The following is a 17,693-nucleotide window of genomic DNA, read 5'->3' on the forward strand; positions in this document are numbered from 1 at the left end:
TTGAAAATTCAATATTATTAATAGTTAACACACAATATCTCATCATGGAAGGAATTTTAGATTTATTAAACAGTGACCTTGGCCAAAACATTATTAATGGTGTCTCAGGATCTACTGGAACAGACCAAAACAAGACCAATAGCGTACTTACAATGGCTTTGCCAGTACTCATGAAAGCAATGGAACGTAATGCTTCAACTCCTGAAGGAGCAGCTGGATTAATGGAGGCCTTAAACGGTAAACATGATGGGAGTATCCTAAGTAATCTTGGAGGTCTTTTTGGTGGTGGCGTTGACAATGAAGTGAAAAACGATGGTGATAAAATTCTAGGTCATATTTTAGGTTCCAAAAAACAAGGAGTTGAACAATTAATAGGACAAAAAGCTGGTTTAGATGCTGGCTCAGTTGCCAATATACTCAAAGTTGCCGCACCTATATTAATGGGCATCTTAGGTCAAAAAGCGCGTCAAAAAAATGTGAACTCACAGAACGATTTAGGAGGTTTATTGGGTGGAATGCTGGGAGGTAGCAGCAATAAAAACGAACAAAGTTTCTTAGAAAAAATTCTCGATGCAGACGGCGATGGCAGCGTTGTTGACGATGTTGCAGGCATGGTTTTAGGTGGCTCTAAGAAAAAAGGTGGACTTGGAGGTCTTCTTGGAGGCTTATTTGGGAAATAAGATAATAAAACGCATATATACCAAAGCAGTTCTAACGAACTGCTTTTTGTTTGTCAACTCATTAGTTTTATGGGTTCACTCATTAAATAGTGGCTCTCACGCATTCGCTATTTTTTCAGTATCAATTTTTAATGTTCTTCGTGGTGTTAAATGAAACAAAAAAACCTTTTAAACACTAACTATATTTAATATCTTTAATATTATGAGAACGATTATTCCATTTTTACTTTGCACTATTTTATTGGCAAGTTGTAAGTCTTATGACAATACACAAGTGATTGATAATGAAATGGACGAAAGTCTGGTGCAGAGTGACACCGTTTCAATCAGTAGCGACGAATCGGATTACCAAATTATTATTATCGAACCCGGCTTTAATGCTTGGCTCGCAAGTACTGCTAGACCAGAAGGTTATTACTCACAGAGCTATATGGAGGCTCGTAATCAAATTTATGTGCAGAATTGGAATCTTAGAGTTATGCAACCGCAGCAATTTGACCCGAATCTTTACGAGCTTCGTATAGACTATGATTCTCGCACAGATTATGGCTATGAAGTTAACTATAAGCTTTATAACTATTTCATCTACTTTCAATTAAGATATAATCAAAGATTAGGGCCATTTGTTCCAAGGATTTAAATTAAATTTGCAGCGCAATTTAGCGCTATGGAAAACTTTAAAAAAAATTGGGAAATACAACACAATTGGCAGTTGTTATTTCCTTTTCTTGGTCTTATTGGTTTAGGTTATTCTGCATTCAAAATTGCCGTTGCTCTATTAAAAAATCAACATGTTGCTTTTATCTTTCTTCTTTCAGCAATTACTTTTTTTATTCTTTTAAAGTTAACTTTATTCATTTTCAAAAAGTTAGAGAATAAATGGATTTTAGATTACAGATGGGAAATGATTCGGGTATTTATTGTTTTTGCAATTACAGGTTCTTCATCAATGTATATTGGTCGTCCGATTATGCAATTAATGGGAATTACTAAAGAAAACTTAAACCCACTACTCTATTGGATTTTATTCATTATAATTGGACTGATTTTCTATCAAGTTCTATTGGTGACTTATGGTTGGCTATTTGGGCAATTTAAGTTTTTTTGGGAATTTGAGAAGAAAATGCTCAGACGATTTGGGCTTAAACAATTTTTAGATTGAATATAAAGACTCTACTTATTGGCACTTTTAAAGTAACGGCTTTTGTACTTGCAATGGCTGTACTTGCACCTTCTGCCGTAAAATTGAGTCATGTTTTCACTCATCATACGCACGAAGTTTGCGAAGATGATAATGAACACAGTACACACTTTCATCAAACGGATTTAGAATGTGAATTTTATAAGTTTAAGCTTACTAAAATTCAGTATTTAGAACTCAAAAATGATGGTGCAAATATTCTACCCTTAGGATATATATTAAATTCGTGGTATTATAATTCTTTTTATAGTCATCAGCAATTACACACCTTTCTTAGGGGTCCACCAATATTAGCTTAACTATTAACTTTTTAGATTTGCTAATATTATTTTTTAATGAGACATATCATTTTACTGTTATTCTTGGCGCTATATGGTTATAGCTATGGCCAAGATTGCACTTACACATTTACAGGTAAACTTATAGATTTCCATGACGGTACAACATTGTCATCGGCAACTATATATATTAAAGAGCAGGATAAATACATGACATCAGATTTTGATGGCAATTTTAAAATTGAAAATCTATGTCGTGGAAAACTCACTCTCACCATTTCACATATTGCGTGTGAAACAAAAACTGTAAGCTATATCATAAATAGTAATACGACAGAAACAATAGCTTTAGAACATCATATAGAAGAACTTAATGAAGTTTCCGTAACTGGTAATATTATCACTAAAGAAACCAAAACAGCACAAGAAAACCTGCTTAAGGTAGAAACCCTTAAAAGGTATAGTGCATTAAGTTTAGGTGATGCATTGAAGGAAGTTTCTGGTGTATCTTCTATTAATACAGGTAATGCTATCGTAAAACCTATGATTAATGGTCTTCACAGTAGTAGATTGCTCATTTTAAATAATAATGTGAGACAGCAAGATCAAGAATGGGGAATAGAGCACGCACCAAATATCGATATTAATTCGGCCGACAATATTTCGGTTATCAAAGGTTCAGGAGCATTGGCCTTTGGTGGTGATGCTGTCGGTGGTGTTATAATTATCAACCCAAAACGTGTAATTTTAAAAGACACTTTATTCGGAAAAACTATAGCGGGAGGACAAACTAATGGAAGAGGTTTCAGTTTAAGTTCATCTTTAAATAAAAATTACGCCAACGGATGGTTTATCAACGGGCAAGCAACTTTAAAGCAAAACGGAGATTTTGAATCACCTGATTATATATTGAGTAATACGGGATCAAAATCTAAAGGGATAACCTTGCGTGGTGGTAAGAAGACTTTTGAAAAAGGTTTTGAACTTTATTATAGTTTCTTTGATACTGAAATAGGGATTCTTAGAGCATCTCACATAGGTAATATTGAAGATTTGGTCACGGCCATTAATAGTGATGAGCCTTCTGTAATCAATAATTTTACCTATGACATCGACCCACCAAAGCAAGACGTTAAGCATCATTTGCTAAAAGCATCTTATTATCAGCGTTTTAAAAACTTTGGAAAACTTTCGCTTCAATATGATTATCAAAATAACCATAGGTTTGAATTTGATATTCGTGTAGGAGATGACAGGGATAAAGCGGCATTGGATTTGGTATTGCAAACTCACACTGTTATGGCCGATATTATTTTAGATGCCAAGCCTAATTACAGATTAAAATTTGGAGCTCTTGGGCGTTATCAGAATAATTTTGCAAATCCAGAAACTGGAGTAAGACGTTTAATACCTGATTATGATAAGTTCGATTTTGGAATTTATGTACTCAATGAATGGCCACTTTCGAGCAAAACAGTATTAGATGCAGGTTTACGTTACGATTTTAACAGAATCGATGCAAAAAAATTCTATAGAACCAGCCGCTGGGAAGAACGTGGCTATGATGAGGATTTTGAAGATTTTGTTATTGATGATTTAGGAACACAATTATTAACTAACCCTGTTTTTGACTATCATAACTTTTCTGCATCTGCAGGTATCAAACATGATTTGAATGAAAAAAGTTATGTGTTAGCCAATTACAGTCTTTCTAGCAGACCACCGAACCCTTCAGAATTATTTAGCGATGGCTTACACCACTCCGCAGCAAGAATCGAATTAGGAGATTTGAGATTAACAAAGGAAGTAGCGAATAGAATTGCTGCTAGTTACAGTTATGAGGGTTCAAAATTCAACGTTTTGTTAGAAGGTTTTTACAATCGAATTAACGATTTTATGTTTTTAGAACCATTCGGTGTAGAACAAACTATTAGAGGTGCTTTTCCTGTTTGGAATTATGTGCAACGAGATGCAGAGCTATATGGTCTAGATCTGAGTGCCAGTTATACTATTTTGGATAGTGTTGATATTACAAATAAAACAGCCTATACTGTTGGTAATGAAATTAAAAGCGGGATAGATTTAATCGATATTCCTGCATTTAATACTAGAAATACCATAACCTATAGAAATGATAAGTGGCACCAATTTTCTTTTGCTTTGAGCAACGAATGGGTCTTTGAACAAAATAATTTTCCAAATAATAATTTTGAAACAACATTAGCTAGCTCTGGGGAAACTGTGCTTGTTGATATCAGCACACCACCACCAGCTTATAATTTGTTTCATTTATATTCTGACATTACGTTTGATACTTCAGAAAACACAACGCTTAATGTTGCATTGAGTGTTAATAATATATTCGATATAGAATATAGAGCATATTTAAACCGACTACGTTATTTTGCTGATGACTTAGGAAGAAATATAATGCTTCAATTACAATTCAATTATTAAACATTAAAATTTTAAATTATGAAAACTATTAAATATTTATTTATTACACTTTTAACATCTACTCTGTTTGTGGCTTGCTCAAGCGATGATGATAATCCGCCACCTGTGAATGAGGAAGAGGTAATTACAACTATGACAATTACATTAACACCTCAAGGAGCTGGTGATACCGTAACATTACAAACTAGAGATTTGGATGGTGACGGACCAAATGCACCTTTGGTAACTGTGACAGGAAATTTATCTCTTAACACAACGTACAATGGCTCTGTGATTTTATTAGATGAAAGTGATCCTGATGATGTAGAAAATATTACAGAAGAAGTTCAGGAAGAAAGTGACGAACATCAGTTTTTTTATACTTTGTCTAATAACTTAGGTACTGTTAGCTATTCAGATTTGGATGAAAACAATAATCCTGTAGGATTGCTATTCTCATTGCAAACCGTTGCAAGTACAACTGCTACAGAAGGACTTTTTACAGCAACTTTACGTCATGAGCTTAATAAGGATGCTGAGGGTGTTTCGAACGGAAATATAGCTAATGCTGGTGGAGAGACTGATATTAGCGAATCTTTTACAGTTAGTATTCAGTAATCAAGTTACATTATTTTTGTATAAAATAAAAAAGCACTCAATAGAGTGCTTTTTTTTTATGCTTTTGAAGGTTTCTTCTCAGTCTTAAATTTATAGGTATAAAACCACATCATTGAGAATGTTGGTATTACATCCAAAAATGGTAATGCTTCTTCAATAAATGATATAACCGCAGCGACTTTACCTTCTTTACCTTTATATAGTTTTGTCATTAAATAGGCAGACAACGGTGCCCAAATAAAGTCAAATGGAGGAAAAATAAAAGATACATATCCCAGCGCATCGCAAATGATGCTGATTACTAATTTTTTGTATTTACTCATTCAATTTGTTTTCGTTTCTGATATAGCAGAAATCTATTGATATTGTTTTAAGAAAAGCAATAAACGTTCCATTCTGTTTCGTTGTCAGATTATAAAGATAGATCATTAACAATTCAAATTCCTTTTTAACTTTTAATTAAGAGCGTTACAATGGTTCACCTATTAGATTTGTACCTGCAAAAAAAGGGACAACCGCCTATAAATTGCCTCTTGGTTCAACTAAACTAATATTGTTCATGAACGTACGTTCTATTCTAATTATTCTAACAACCCTCGTTTGTGGTATTCTAACTTACTCCCAAGACAAAAAAACTTTAAATATTGAGCGTACTGATGAAGCACCTAAAATTGATGGTATCTTAGATGATGCTGTATGGCAAAATGCTCAGATAGCAACTGACTTTATCTCCTTTCAGCCAGACATTGGAGAAAGAGCACTTCCTGAAGAACGCACCGAGGTTAAAATGGCCTATGACGATCAAGCGATTTATGTTGCTGCATATCTTTACGATGACCCTTCTAAAATAATGTCTCAATTAACTAGTCGTGATAATTTTGGTCAATCTGATTTTTTCTTAGTGGTATTAAACCCAAATAATGACGCCCAAAATGACACGGCATTTTTTGTGTTTAGTTCGGGAACACAAGCCGATGCTATAGTTAACCCAACAATTGGAGATGACTTTGGGTGGAATGCCGTTTGGGACAGTGCTGTGAAAATGAAAGATGATGGTTGGGTCGTAGAAATTAAAATTCCCTATAGAGCCTTACGTTTTGCGGACCAAAAGGAACCTACTTGGGGCTTACAATTTCATAGAGAATATAGACGAACAAGATCAAGATTAACCTGGAATCCTATAGATCCAACACAGGGAAATATTGGTCTATACCATGGAGAACTCAAAGGTCTTAAAGACATTGAGCCACCTGTAAGATTGAATCTCTACCCGTTTACAACCGGAATTGCAAATAGCTTCGATGGCGATACTGAAACAGATTTAACCTTTGGTATGGACGTGAAATATGGAATTACTGACAATTTTACTTTAGATGCTACTTTGGTGCCTGATTTCAGTCAAGCTGGTTTTGATAATGTTACGCTTAACCTAGGGCCTTTTGAACAGACTTTTTCTGAGCAAAGACAATTCTTTACAGAGGGTGTCGAATTATTCTCTAAAGGAGATTTATTCTTTTCGAGACGGGTTGGCAGCAGACCTTCCGGAATTTTAGATTTAGATCCTAATGAAGATGCAGATGTACCTGAGGAGGTTAAAGTGCTTAATGCTATAAAGGTTTCTGGTAGAACCAAAAATGGATTAGGTATTGGTATATTTAATGCCATTACAGAGAAAACAGAGGCGACCATAACGAACACCGTTACTGGAGAACAACGTAGTGAAGTTGTAGAACCATTTGCTAATTATAATATTTTAGTTGTGGATCAGCAATTTAACAGTAACTCTTCTGTTGCATTGATCAATACAAATGTATTAAGGGAAGGAAATTTTAGAGATGCCAATGCTACAGCTTTAGTGGCCAATATTCAAAATAAGCGAAACACTTACGAAATCAATGGTCAGCTAAAAATGAGCAATGTCAATTATCAATTAATTGAAAAAGAAACTGGGTTTAGTAGTTTTGTTAGAGTTGGGAAAACGCATAGTAACTTTAGATATAGTTTTGATCACAGTTTTGCGGATACTAAGTATAACATCAATGATCTTGGGCTTAATCGCAGAAATAATTTTAACAATTTCGGTGTTGACGCCTCTTATAGAATATTCGAACCTAAAGGAAATTTAAACAATTATAGAGTCAATGTATTTGCAAACTATAGAAACTTGGCAAATCCTGGTGTTTTTACCGGGTTTAATTTTGGTGGTTCCTATAATGCACAAACTAAAGCATTAAACGGTTTTGGTTTCCGTCTAAATGTCGAGCCTGGCAAACAGTATGATTATTTTGAATCACGAGATGGAAGGCCATTTATTTTCGAAAACATTGCTAGTACTGGAGGTTATTATTCTTCTAATTATAATAAGAAATTTGCTTATGACTTGAGATTGGATCTTTTTAAAATATTTGAAGAAGGTAGAGATTTATTTGGCTATGAAATCTCAGTAAGTCCACGATTTAGATTTAACGATAATTTTCTAATGGTTTATCAGTTAAATTTTGATATGGCTAATGGTCAGAGGGGCTTTGCAACGCAATTTGACGGACAGCCAATTTTTGGAGAAAGAAATCGCCAGCGATTTACCAATAGTATATCGGCAAATTATAACTTTAACCCTTTTAATAGTTTGGCCCTATCCTTTAGACATTATTGGGATACTGTAGATTATGATTACGAATTATTCACTTTATTGGATAATGGAAGATTAACAACAGATTCTGGTTACAACGTAGAGAATGTTGATGGTAATCCTGACATTAATTTCAGTACATGGAATGTAGATCTTAGTTATTCGTGGCAATTTGCACCTGGTAGTTTTTTAACGGCCTTGTACAGAAACCAACTGTTTAATTTTGGAACAATGGCAGATGACAATTATTCCGAAAGTTTAGACACTCTTTTTGATCAACCAATTCAACATACTTTTTCTTTAAGAGTGCAATATTTTATAGATTTTAACGGTATTAAATCTATATTCCAAAATAATAAAACTACATCTTAAGGTTGTACAATTTCGCTTTAAGTATTACATTCACAAAGTATGAGTACACCCGTTATTACAGCTAAAAATATACATAAGGCCTATAAAGACCTTAAAGTACTTAAAGGAGTAGATTTAACTATTACTGAAGGCGAAATCATATCCATCGTAGGTGCTTCAGGCGCAGGTAAAACAACTCTTTTACAGATCCTTGGCACGTTGGATAAGCCAGATTATACTTCAGATACTGAACTGATTATCAATGGGCAATCCGTAAAATCACTTAATGACAAAGGTTTAGCAAAATTTAGAAATACTAATATTGGTTTTATATTTCAGTTCCATCAATTATTGCCGGAATTTACAGCGCTAGAGAATGTCTGCATACCTGCATTCATTAACAATACATCAAAATCTGAAGCTGAAAAACGAGCAAAAGAACTCTTAGATTATTTAGGGCTAGCAGAACGGATTCACCATAAGCCCAATAGCATGTCAGGTGGTGAGCAACAACGTGTGGCTGTTGCGAGAGCACTAATTAACAATCCTAATATTATTTTCGCCGATGAACCGTCAGGTAATCTTGATAGCGAATCTGCAGATCAACTTCACAATCTCTTTTTGAAATTAAGAAAAGAATTCAAACAGACTTTTGTCATCGTGACGCACAATCATGAATTAGCAGAACTTGCAGATAGGACACTAACAATGGTTGATGGTAAGATTGTACATTAATTACTAGGGGTTGCACTCATTTCAAACAACAACTCTCCTCCACCCATAATATCATCATGAGATATAATGTTGTTTTCTAATGCTTTACCGTTAATGGTTATTTTATTTACGTATGCATTCAATTTACTTTGATTCATAGCCTTAACAGACAACGTATTACCGTTGGCCAAATAAATCGTTGCTTCCTTTACTAATGGGCTTCCCAAAGCATAATCTTTTGATCCTGGTGTGACAGGATAAAATCCTAAACTGCTAAAAATATACCAAGCGCTCATTTGACCTGCATCGTCGTTACCACATAAGCCTTCTACAGTTGGTGCATACATCGTATCCATAATCATTCTTACCCTTGCTTGCGTTTTTTCAGGGTTGTTAGTCCAATCGTATAAATATGGTATGTGATGACCTGGCTCATTACCATGTACGTAATTACCAATAATGCCATCTCGCGTAATATCTTCGTGCTTTTCGATATATTTTTCTTCAATTTCCATGGTAAATAAAGAATCCAAATGTTGAGAAAAACGCTCCTTTCCTCCCATCATCTCTATCATCGCTGGAATATTTTGTGGCACATAAAGCCCATAATTCCATGCATTACCCTCTATAAATCCTTGACCGTGAGTATCCATTGGGTCAAAATATTTTCTAAATGTTCCATCTGCAAGTTTTGGTCTCATATAACCACTTTTATCATCATAAACATTTTTATAATATTCTGATCGCTTATTAAATTTTTCTTCAACTTCTTTATTTCCAACTTGTTTCGCCATTTGTTTAATACACCAATCATTATAAGCATATTCTAAGGTCTTTGACACCGAAGAATGACTCTTATCATCTGGAACATAATTGTAATCAATATACTCACCCAATCCATCAAAATATTTGACATTTGCGGTATTTACAGAGGCTTCTAAAGCATGTTCTTTGTTGAAATCACCCACATTTTTAACCATGGCATCCGCAATTACAGAAGTAGCGTGGTATCCAATCATGCACCAGTTTTCATTGGCGTAATGGCTCCAAATCGGCAACATTTTATGCACACTTTCGTCATGATGTGCCAACATGGATTTTATCATATCATTATTACGTTCTGGCTGGGTGATATTAAATAAAGGATGTAATGCTCTATAGGTGTCCCAAAGTGAAAAAATAGTGTAATTAGTGAAACCTTTAGACACATGAATATTTTGATCAAGACCTCTATATCTTCCGTCAACATCTTCATAGAGTATTGGAGACAAGTTCGTGTGATACATGGCTGTATAGAAATTTATTTTATCATTTTCGGAAATAGTTTCTACATCAATTTTAGACAATTCCCTATTCCATTTTATTTTGGTCTCTTCTTTAATTTCCTCAAAGTTCCAGTGAGGTATTTCAGCTTCAAGATTTTTTAAAGCACCTTCAGTACTGACTGGAGATAATGCAAATTTTACTTTAATTTTTTCATCCTTTTGGGTATCAAAATTAAAATAAGCTCTTATATCCTGACCTGCCATTTCCGGAAAATTTTCTTCTTGATTAAAACGCCTGTAAAAACCGTCGTACTTAACCTCGTCATATTTCTTATGGCCATAACTTTTAAACGGTTTTGAGAACTGCATTGCAAAAAACACTTTTTTGGTTCGGGCCCAACCTCTGGTTTGTCTATAACCGGTAATTAGAGAATCATTTTCAACGCGTAAAAATGTCCAGACATTCTTTTTGTCATGATGGTATACATTATAAACCAAATCCAGAATAATATGCGCATCTTTAGATTTTGGAAATGTGTATTGATGAAACCCTACCCGATCGCTTGCGGTTAGTTCGGCTTTAATATCATAACTGTCCAAATCTACTTTGTAATAACCTGGTGAAGCCACTTCTTTATCATGTGAAAATTTTGAATAAAAACCCTTCTCACCATTATCTGTTTCCATAGGGTCCAAAACCAAATTTCCTGTAGTGGGCATTATTAAAAAATCACCTAGATCTGAATGTCCTGTACCGCTGAAATTAGTATGTGCAAATCCTATAATAGTTGAGTCTTTGTACTGGTATCCTGCACAATATTCATACGTCTCTTGGTTATAGCTACCGTCGTCATTAAACATTACTTCAAAATTAGTTTGAGGACTCAATTGCACCATTCCAAATGGTGCAGTTGCACCTGGGAATACATGTCCCATTTTACTCGTACCAATTAAAGGATTAACATACTGCGTATAATCTTTTGAAACGTCTGTGGTAATTAAGGAGACAGACTCTGATCGTTTACAGGATACGATCGCAATAAATAGAAGAATAAAGCCAATTTGAGTTTTCATTAATTTCGTTTTTCAATATGATCAAAGTTAAATTTTTAATTATTAATATATTAATTCTTTGTTAATATCTGTTTTTGTTTTTATAGAATTTAATTCTATAAATCTGTATTTTCGCTTACCCTAAAAACTAATAAATGACAGTGACGGAGTTTGAACCGATTATAGAAGTTATTGAAGAAGCTTACGAAATACCGCATCTTAATGCTACCAGAAAAATTTCAGCATTATTGCCACACGATTATTATGAAACAGAAAAACGATATCCTGTACTCTATTTGCAGGATGGGCAAAACTTATTCAACCCACTAGCCCCTTACGGAGATTGGGCCATAGATAAATCCATGACTAAATTAGCTGAAGAAGGCCTTGGTGACTTAATTATTATTGCGGTTGATCACGGAAATGAAGAGCGCATAAACGAGTATCTACCCTATTACCATCCACGCTTTGGCGAAGGAAAAGGTAATTTTTATATTCAATTTATGATAGAGCGTTTGATTCCCTATATTAATAAAAAATTTAGAACACTTACTGATTTTGAAAATACGGGAATAGGAGGTAGTTCAATGGGAGGATTGATTAGTCTTCATGCAGGACTTCAAAACCCCAAGGTTTTTGGCAAAATGATGATTTTTTCGCCAAGTTTATGGATTTCTAAAACTATTTTTAATCATACTAAAACCTTTCAACCTTTAGAAGAATCCAAGATTTACCTTTATTCTGGTGGAAAGGAAAGTATTGAGCACTTACCTAATACACAAAAACTAGGTAAAATTATAAAAGAGAAAATGACAAATGGTTATAACGTCGATTTCCATTTTTCTATTAATGAGGAAGGCAGCCATGCCGAAATACATTGGCGAGAGGAATTTCCAAAAGCTGTAAAATGGCTCTATTTTAATTCATAAATTATGATTTACAAACACATAAAGCAAATTGATACAAGTAAGGATTTTATTTTACCATGTAGAAAAAATGAACTTGAAAAAGTAAAAACTCTTTTACCGCTATCAAAACCAGATTTTGATGGTGAGTTTTTAAGCTATCAATTGCTTTATGGTAAAGACGGCAATAGGATTTATCTCCTAGGTTTAGGAGAAGAAAAACATTCCGCAAGACTTGAAGAAGCCTTCAGAAAACTATGCTTTGACACAAACAAATATTGGGACAAGACAATACAAGTTTACGCCGAAAACCTGACCGAAGACGAAACCCGAAAAGCAGTTATTGGATTAGAAATGGCTCAATATGCCATTGGCGAATTTAAATCGGAAAAAGAAAAACAAAATCAATTTACCGTAACGATTTCATCTTCAAAATCGATAAAAAAGATTATTGATGAAGGTAGAGAAACAGGCTTAACCATTAATAAAATCAAAGCTTTAGTTGATGCGCCACCAAATATTAAGACACCAGAATTTTTAGGTAAATGGGCTAAAAAATCTGCAAAAGATGCCAATTACAAAAGCACTGTATTAAAACAAAAAGAACTAGAAAAACAAGGGTTTAAAGCTGTGTTATCCGTTGGAAAAGGTAGCGTTAACAAACCTGTGGTTATCATCAATGAATATTATGGCGCATCCAACAAAAAGGTAGACATCTGTTTAGTAGGTAAAGGAATTACGTTTGATTCTGGAGGGCTATCCATAAAACCATCCACAAATTTACACTATATGAAAAGTGACATGGGCGGCGCAGCCGTTGTCCTTGGTGCGGTGGAATTAGTGGCTAAACTCAAACTAAATATTAATATTGTAGGCATCGTTTGTTCTGCAGAGAATGCCGTTGATGCCAACAGTTACAGACCTGGTGACGTAATCGAATCCTATTCGGGTAAAACCATAGAAATTATTGATACTGATGCCGAAGGGAGATTGGTATTGGCAGATGGATTAAGCTATGCTGTAAAAAACTTAAAACCTGACTACCTTATAGATTTAGCAACCTTAACCGGAAGTGTGGTCAGAACGTTAGGTTATGAAGCTGCAGGTATGTTCACACACAATCAAGAAATGGCAAGCATCATGAGTGATATTGGTTATAAAGTTCATGAACGCGTGTGGCAATTACCAATGTTTGAAGAATATAAAAGCGATTTGCACAGTGATATCGCTGATTTGAGAAACTTTAGCGGAAAACCCTTGACTGGAGCTACAAACGCAGCCCAATTTTTAGAATCGTTTACAGAAGAACATAAAAACTGGATGCATCTCGATATTGCAGGTGTTTCCTTCGGAAGTTCACCTTATGCCAAAATGAAAAGTGCGTCAGGCTACGGTATTCAATTAATTACTGAATTTATTAAGCAAAAAGCGGTTAAATAATCTTGAGTTTTGTAAATTGATGGAACAATACTAAAAGTCTCGATTCGTGCTTCTATAAGTGATGAAGCTCTCTTGACTCAAAAAAACATCCAACAATGTCAAAACAACCACTCAACTTCTTGTGTATTTCAACCTATTACAAAGGTGTAGAATTCTTAAAAAGCTGTAAGGCTGAAGGTAATAACGTCTTTTTGTTAACCAAGAAAAAGTTAGAACACGAAGCTTGGCCATGGGAACATATTGATGATGTGTTTTATATTGATGATTGGAACCAAAATGATGTCACTAAAGGCATTGCCTACAAATTTCGAAGTATTAGGTTTGATCGTTTCGTCGCATTGGATGATTTTGATGTTGAAAAAGTAGCCTCACTTCGAGAACATTTTAGAATGCCAGGAATGGGTAGGACTACTGCCCATTATTTTAGAGATAAACTTGCCATGCGTGTCAAAGCAAAAGAAGAAGGAGTGAATGTTCCGGAGTTTACAAATTTGTTTAATGACGCAACCATAAATAATTATACAGATAGTGTGAGTGCACCATGGTTAATAAAACCAAGGATGGAAGCTTCGGCAACAGGAATTAAAAAAATAAACAATAAAGACGAATTATGGCGAATAGTTCACGAGTTGGGAGACGAACGAGATAATTATTTAATTGAAAAATTTGCACCTGGTGACGTATATCATGTAGATGGATTAAATGTAGATGGCAAAGTGGCTTTTGCGAGAGTCAGTAAATATTTAGATACACCTTTTGAAGTCGCTCATGGAGGTGGTATTTTTAGATCGGCCAGTTCTGAAATTGGCTCAAAGGTTGAAAAAGGATTGCAAAAAATGAATGCTGATGTGATGAAAGCCTTCGGTATGCAGTTTGGAGCATCACACACAGAATTCATTCAATCTAAAGCTACTGGTGAATTGTTTTTCTTAGAAACCTCCTCACGTGTAGGAGGTGCCAATTTAGCCGAAATGGTCGAGGCTGCATCGGGTGTCAACCTTTGGCGAGAATGGGCAAAAATCGAATCGAGTAACCTCAGGAAAAATAAATACAAACTTCCCAAAATTAATAACAAATATGCAGGAATCGTAGTATCACTAAGTCGATTTGAACATCCTGATACTTCAAGTTTTACAGATAAGGAAATTGTTTGGAGAATGAACAAATCTTGGCATATTGGTTTAATCGTCGTGTCGGATTCCAGTAAAAGAGTTTTGGAATTATTAGATAAATATACTGATCGTATTGGTAAAGAATTTCATGCTAGTTTGCCTGCGCCTGATAAGTCGCTTTAAATACATTTTATTGAAATAGATTTCTATATAATCTAAGACAAATGACTTTAATACCTTCAGATTATAATAAAAGTAAGTGCTACAATTATTACTACGAGCTGGATGATAAATAATAGTAAAGCTACAATTGCTAGCAGAACTGATTCAATACTACTTCTTTCATATTTAAAAACCCTATAAATCATCCAAGTAATAGCTATATAAACTATGGGATCTAAAATAAGAGGAAATTTAAAAATAAGGTGGCTAATTACTCCAATAAGAGTGGCATGCCCTATAACAAAAGAACTAACTGCCACATGCTCTAAAAAATTGTATTTTTTATAGATTATTCTCAAGGACAATCCTAAAGGGATTACTGATAAAATCCAAAAATACTTTATATATTTTCTAATAAAATAACCAATTGCGTTACCTATTTTTTCTCCAGCTGATTTTACTTCAATGTTAGTATCAGCAAGTTCCTTAGGAGCTTCTTTAAATACCGTAATTACAATCAAATATATTGTAATAGAAATGATGAGATAAGATATCGGATTTAAAATCCCCTTTCGTTTACCTTTTACAAATTGATCTATGATTATCCTGGGATCTAAGAATAAGGCTTTTAGATTGAACAAAAATCCCTTGTCCATATTTGTGACCGTTGAAAATGCACCTTCAATTATTGAATTAATTGTGATTTTTTTCGTGCCGCTATACTCTCCACAATTTGGACAATACTTTTCATTGTGAATATGACTACATGAAATACAGGTCATTCAAAAATTTGTTCAAAAGCAAATATAGAATAAAAGACTATCCCTCAAAAAAACCTGTGCTACCACCAACCCAAGTTTTATCCTTATTGTATTTAACACCAACCATTTCACCTTTACTTAAACGCATAAGGTTGTTGACGATTTCGGTTTTATTGGTTTTTGAATTGTGAAGCATCATCATTCTTATTTCGCACTTTGCAGGTACATCCATAGTTTCTATAACAGGTGCATACGCTACCTTCTCTTGCAGTAAATAATTGGATTTATTTGAAACTGCCTCAATCATTTCTTTAGTCACATGAATCTGAACTCCTGCTCCTGCAAATGAATATAAAGGTTTTAAAACGTAATTTTCCAAATCTTCAGGTATGCTTTCCAATTGATCTAAATAATATGATTTAGGCACATAATCTCCTTTTAATAAAGGCATGGTATATTTACTGATTCTGTAAAACCAGTTTGGGTGACCAATCCATTCTGCATCAATTTCATCTTGAAAACTGAATTCTGTTTTAAGATCTGTACGTTGATGTAATTCATCAAAAATTATACGGTTATAGATTTTTTTTACTTCAACTTTATTGCCTTTTTCGTCAATGTAGAAAAGTGTTCTCCCCTCCTTCTTTAAATCAGTAATGCACAAAACTTTAATTCCTAACTGAGCTGCTGTTGCGTAAAAGTCTATGGCAGTGTTTTGTTTTTCTGGTTCTATCTCCAGTAAAATCACTTGTTTTGGATCCGTACCTCCTACGATTTCTTGTCGTAGTAACGCCACATAATCTTTTGGTGTCATCCCGTTAAGATGTTGCGAAAAACTATCTGGTATTGCTTTGCCAAAATGTTCACGATACTTTCTTCCTAATAATTCTTGAAAAAAATATAATGAAGGAAACCCTTGTAGTTCAATTAACTTTGGTATTAAATTGCCATTAAGATCTTTACAAATACCAAAATCCAGTTGAATAAATTTTGACTGTTCGTCTTCATTTGGGACAATAGTATTTTTATCGAAAAACGCACCGTTAGTAAGCTCCTTAAAATTGGGCTTGTTTATTATTTTCATAATGTCGTCGCACGCCTCTACCAATTTGTCTTTTAAAGTTCTAGGAATAAATGCAGGTGTTTCTGCAATCCTAAAGGTTACTTTAAAGTCGTGAGATTTATCGATATCCTTTAAGAACTCTATATATTTTTCTTCAGAAAAATTAGAATTATAATCCTTGCGATTTTTTACTATCATTTTTTGATTACGACATTACAGGTTGTTGAATCATTTTAAGTGCATTTTTAATAAAATTTGGTAAAATGGTATTGTATGTCATTTCTATTTTATCAGGATCATCTACTCGATCCATCATTTCCTCATACTTCTTTTCACCAAAACTGTTAATCACGATTTGTTTGTTTTCTTCGAGCTTAAAGAAGGCTTCCATGCTTATAGGATCTGCTTCTGGGTGAAACTGTGTGCCCACAAATTCTTCGGAAAAACGAACCGCCATAATAGCACGTTCCAATTCTACATGAGTTCTGATTTTCTCCAGACTCAAAATTTTAGCACCGTGTTTTTTAAACACCGTTAACCTTGGTTGAATCAACTGCCAATCTCGAGAATCCATAGCGTAAAACGGATCGTTGAGATCTTTTAATAAAATATCATTGTGTCCTTTTTTGGTTTTATGAACTTTCAAAATCCCAAAAGAGGTGCTTCGTCTTGGTTTTATCTCTCCCAGTTGAAAATAATTACAAATTACTTGAAATGAATAGCATATGAAAAACACATGCTTTTTTATCTCATTTTGGGCTTTATTTATATCCCAAAGTTCCTGCATTAAATTTATATATGGTTCTCTCCATATACCTTCCTCTAATGGACTACCAGGTCCACCACTCGAAATATAAATATCATAAGAACTGTCTGGTATTTCACCTTTTGCTCTTACATCAAAAATTCTATAAGCAATATCTTCATGAAATGTTTCGACTATCTCTTTAATACAACGCAAACCTTGGTTAGGCACGTTATTGTTCATATCCAAAATTGCTAATTTCAGTTTTTCTTTCATCATT

16 protein-coding genes are annotated in these 17,693 nt (G+C 34.1%); 11 read left to right on the forward strand and 5 right to left on the reverse strand.

Annotated features, from left to right (window positions below; all coding sequences use genetic code 11):
* Window positions 1-44: 44 nt before the first annotated feature.
* The 6 genes from HM983_RS09065 to HM983_RS09090 all read left to right on the forward strand — a co-directional run bounded on the left by HM983_RS09065 (window position 45) and on the right by HM983_RS09090 (window position 5,213).
* Window positions 45-680 carry a DUF937 domain-containing protein gene (locus HM983_RS09065; protein ID WP_179345097.1) on the forward strand — a complete coding sequence of 212 codons (636 nt, stop codon included), beginning with the start codon at window positions 45-47 and terminating at the stop codon, window positions 678-680.
* A 202-nt stretch (window positions 681-882) separates the two neighbouring features.
* Complete coding sequence (locus tag HM983_RS09070) at window positions 883-1,320, forward strand: DUF6146 family protein (protein WP_179345098.1); 438 nt, start codon at window positions 883-885, stop codon at window positions 1,318-1,320.
* Window positions 1,321-1,347: 27 nt separating this feature from the next.
* Window positions 1,348-1,842 carry a DUF6787 family protein gene (locus HM983_RS09075; RefSeq protein WP_179345099.1) on the forward strand — a complete coding sequence of 165 codons (495 nt, stop codon included), beginning with the start codon at window positions 1,348-1,350 and terminating at the stop codon, window positions 1,840-1,842.
* The gene (locus HM983_RS09080) at window positions 1,839-2,180 is read left to right on the forward strand and encodes a hypothetical protein (RefSeq protein WP_179345100.1); all 342 of its coding nucleotides are present in this window, start codon (window positions 1,839-1,841) and stop codon (window positions 2,178-2,180) included. Before HM983_RS09075 ends, HM983_RS09080 begins: the two co-directional genes overlap by 4 nt.
* Window positions 2,181-2,216: 36 nt before the next feature.
* Entirely contained in the window at window positions 2,217-4,616 is a 2,400-nt protein-coding gene (locus HM983_RS09085) for a TonB-dependent receptor (RefSeq protein WP_179345101.1), read from the forward strand.
* An 18-nt stretch (window positions 4,617-4,634) separates the two neighbouring features.
* Window positions 4,635-5,213: a type 1 periplasmic binding fold superfamily protein gene (locus HM983_RS09090; RefSeq protein WP_179345102.1), complete on the forward strand. Its 579-nt coding sequence runs from the start codon at window positions 4,635-4,637 to the stop codon at window positions 5,211-5,213.
* A 56-nt stretch (window positions 5,214-5,269) separates the two neighbouring features.
* On the opposite strand, the gene HM983_RS09095 is transcribed toward HM983_RS09090, so the two are convergent.
* On the reverse strand, window positions 5,270-5,536 hold the full coding sequence (locus tag HM983_RS09095; protein ID WP_179345103.1) for a hypothetical protein: 267 nt from the start codon (window positions 5,534-5,536) through the stop codon (window positions 5,270-5,272).
* Between the two features lie 236 nt (window positions 5,537-5,772).
* Between HM983_RS09095 and HM983_RS09100 the strand changes: the two genes are divergently transcribed.
* Together HM983_RS09100 and HM983_RS09105 are read left to right on the forward strand one after the other, a co-directional pair.
* Window positions 5,773-8,214 (forward strand): DUF5916 domain-containing protein, encoded by a 2,442-nt coding sequence (locus tag HM983_RS09100; protein ID WP_179345104.1) that lies wholly within the window; start codon window positions 5,773-5,775, stop codon window positions 8,212-8,214.
* A 39-nt stretch (window positions 8,215-8,253) separates the two neighbouring features.
* Window positions 8,254-8,928 carry an ABC transporter ATP-binding protein gene (locus HM983_RS09105; protein WP_179345105.1) on the forward strand — a complete coding sequence of 225 codons (675 nt, stop codon included), beginning with the start codon at window positions 8,254-8,256 and terminating at the stop codon, window positions 8,926-8,928.
* Here the strand turns inward: HM983_RS09105 and HM983_RS09110 are convergent.
* A complete protein-coding gene (locus tag HM983_RS09110; protein WP_179345106.1) occupies window positions 8,925-11,246 on the reverse strand; it encodes a GH92 family glycosyl hydrolase in 2,322 nt (773 codons plus the stop codon). The two genes, HM983_RS09105 and HM983_RS09110, sit on opposite strands and share 4 nt — an antisense overlap.
* Before the next feature lie 134 nt (window positions 11,247-11,380).
* Between HM983_RS09110 and HM983_RS09115 the strand changes: the two genes are divergently transcribed.
* From HM983_RS09115 to HM983_RS09125, 3 genes are all read left to right on the forward strand, one after another.
* Complete coding sequence (locus HM983_RS09115; RefSeq protein ID WP_179345107.1) at window positions 11,381-12,154, forward strand: alpha/beta hydrolase; 774 nt, start codon at window positions 11,381-11,383, stop codon at window positions 12,152-12,154.
* 3 nt (window positions 12,155-12,157) lie between these two features.
* Window positions 12,158-13,570 (forward strand): leucyl aminopeptidase family protein, encoded by a 1,413-nt coding sequence (locus HM983_RS09120; RefSeq protein ID WP_179345108.1) that lies wholly within the window; start codon window positions 12,158-12,160, stop codon window positions 13,568-13,570.
* Between the two features lie 95 nt (window positions 13,571-13,665).
* A complete protein-coding gene (locus tag HM983_RS09125; RefSeq protein WP_179345109.1) occupies window positions 13,666-14,865 on the forward strand; it encodes an ATP-grasp domain-containing protein in 1,200 nt (399 codons plus the stop codon).
* Window positions 14,866-14,921: 56 nt separating this feature from the next.
* Here the strand turns inward: HM983_RS09125 and HM983_RS09130 are convergent, their stop codons facing one another.
* The 3 genes from HM983_RS09130 to HM983_RS09140 are packed head-to-tail and all read right to left on the reverse strand — an operon-like array spanning window position 14,922 to window position 17,692.
* Window positions 14,922-15,626, reverse strand: a complete 705-nt coding sequence (locus HM983_RS09130) for a DUF3667 domain-containing protein (protein ID WP_179345110.1) — start codon at window positions 15,624-15,626, stop codon at window positions 14,922-14,924.
* Window positions 15,627-15,663: 37 nt separating this feature from the next.
* The gene (locus HM983_RS09135) at window positions 15,664-16,866 is read right to left on the reverse strand and encodes a hypothetical protein (protein ID WP_179345111.1); all 1,203 of its coding nucleotides are present in this window, start codon (window positions 16,864-16,866) and stop codon (window positions 15,664-15,666) included.
* Between the two features lie 7 nt (window positions 16,867-16,873).
* Entirely contained in the window at window positions 16,874-17,692 is an 819-nt protein-coding gene (locus tag HM983_RS09140) for a type 1 glutamine amidotransferase (protein WP_179345112.1), read from the reverse strand.
* Window position 17,693: the final 1 nt, after the last annotated feature.

The sequence above is a fragment of the Winogradskyella ursingii genome (genome assembly GCF_013403975.1).
In the GTDB taxonomy this organism is placed as follows: domain Bacteria; phylum Bacteroidota; class Bacteroidia; order Flavobacteriales; family Flavobacteriaceae; genus Winogradskyella; species Winogradskyella ursingii.

Excerpts from the sequence above, each read along its gene's own strand:
- HM983_RS09110 (WP_179345106.1), bottom strand. The coding sequence starts at position 11,246 with ATGAAAACTCAAATTGGCTTTATTCTTCTATTTATTGCGATCGTATCC.
- HM983_RS09135 (WP_179345111.1), bottom strand. The coding sequence starts at position 16,866 with ATGATAGTAAAAAATCGCAAGGATTATAATTCTAATTTTTCTGAAGAA.
- HM983_RS09095 (WP_179345103.1), bottom strand. The coding sequence starts at position 5,536 with ATGAGTAAATACAAAAAATTAGTAATCAGCATCATTTGCGATGCGCTG.
- HM983_RS09120 (WP_179345108.1), top strand. The coding sequence starts at position 12,158 with ATGATTTACAAACACATAAAGCAAATTGATACAAGTAAGGATTTTATT.
- HM983_RS09140 (WP_179345112.1), bottom strand. The coding sequence starts at position 17,692 with ATGATGAAAGAAAAACTGAAATTAGCAATTTTGGATATGAACAATAAC.
- HM983_RS09125 (WP_179345109.1), top strand. The coding sequence starts at position 13,666 with ATGTCAAAACAACCACTCAACTTCTTGTGTATTTCAACCTATTACAAA.
- HM983_RS09115 (WP_179345107.1), top strand. The coding sequence starts at position 11,381 with ATGACAGTGACGGAGTTTGAACCGATTATAGAAGTTATTGAAGAAGCT.
- HM983_RS09065 (WP_179345097.1), top strand. The coding sequence starts at position 45 with ATGGAAGGAATTTTAGATTTATTAAACAGTGACCTTGGCCAAAACATT.
- HM983_RS09070 (WP_179345098.1), top strand. The coding sequence starts at position 883 with ATGAGAACGATTATTCCATTTTTACTTTGCACTATTTTATTGGCAAGT.
- HM983_RS09090 (WP_179345102.1), top strand. The coding sequence starts at position 4,635 with ATGAAAACTATTAAATATTTATTTATTACACTTTTAACATCTACTCTG.
- HM983_RS09085 (WP_179345101.1), top strand. The coding sequence starts at position 2,217 with ATGAGACATATCATTTTACTGTTATTCTTGGCGCTATATGGTTATAGC.
- HM983_RS09105 (WP_179345105.1), top strand. The coding sequence starts at position 8,254 with ATGAGTACACCCGTTATTACAGCTAAAAATATACATAAGGCCTATAAA.
- HM983_RS09075 (WP_179345099.1), top strand. The coding sequence starts at position 1,348 with ATGGAAAACTTTAAAAAAAATTGGGAAATACAACACAATTGGCAGTTG.
- HM983_RS09100 (WP_179345104.1), top strand. The coding sequence starts at position 5,773 with ATGAACGTACGTTCTATTCTAATTATTCTAACAACCCTCGTTTGTGGT.
- HM983_RS09130 (WP_179345110.1), bottom strand. The coding sequence starts at position 15,626 with ATGACCTGTATTTCATGTAGTCATATTCACAATGAAAAGTATTGTCCA.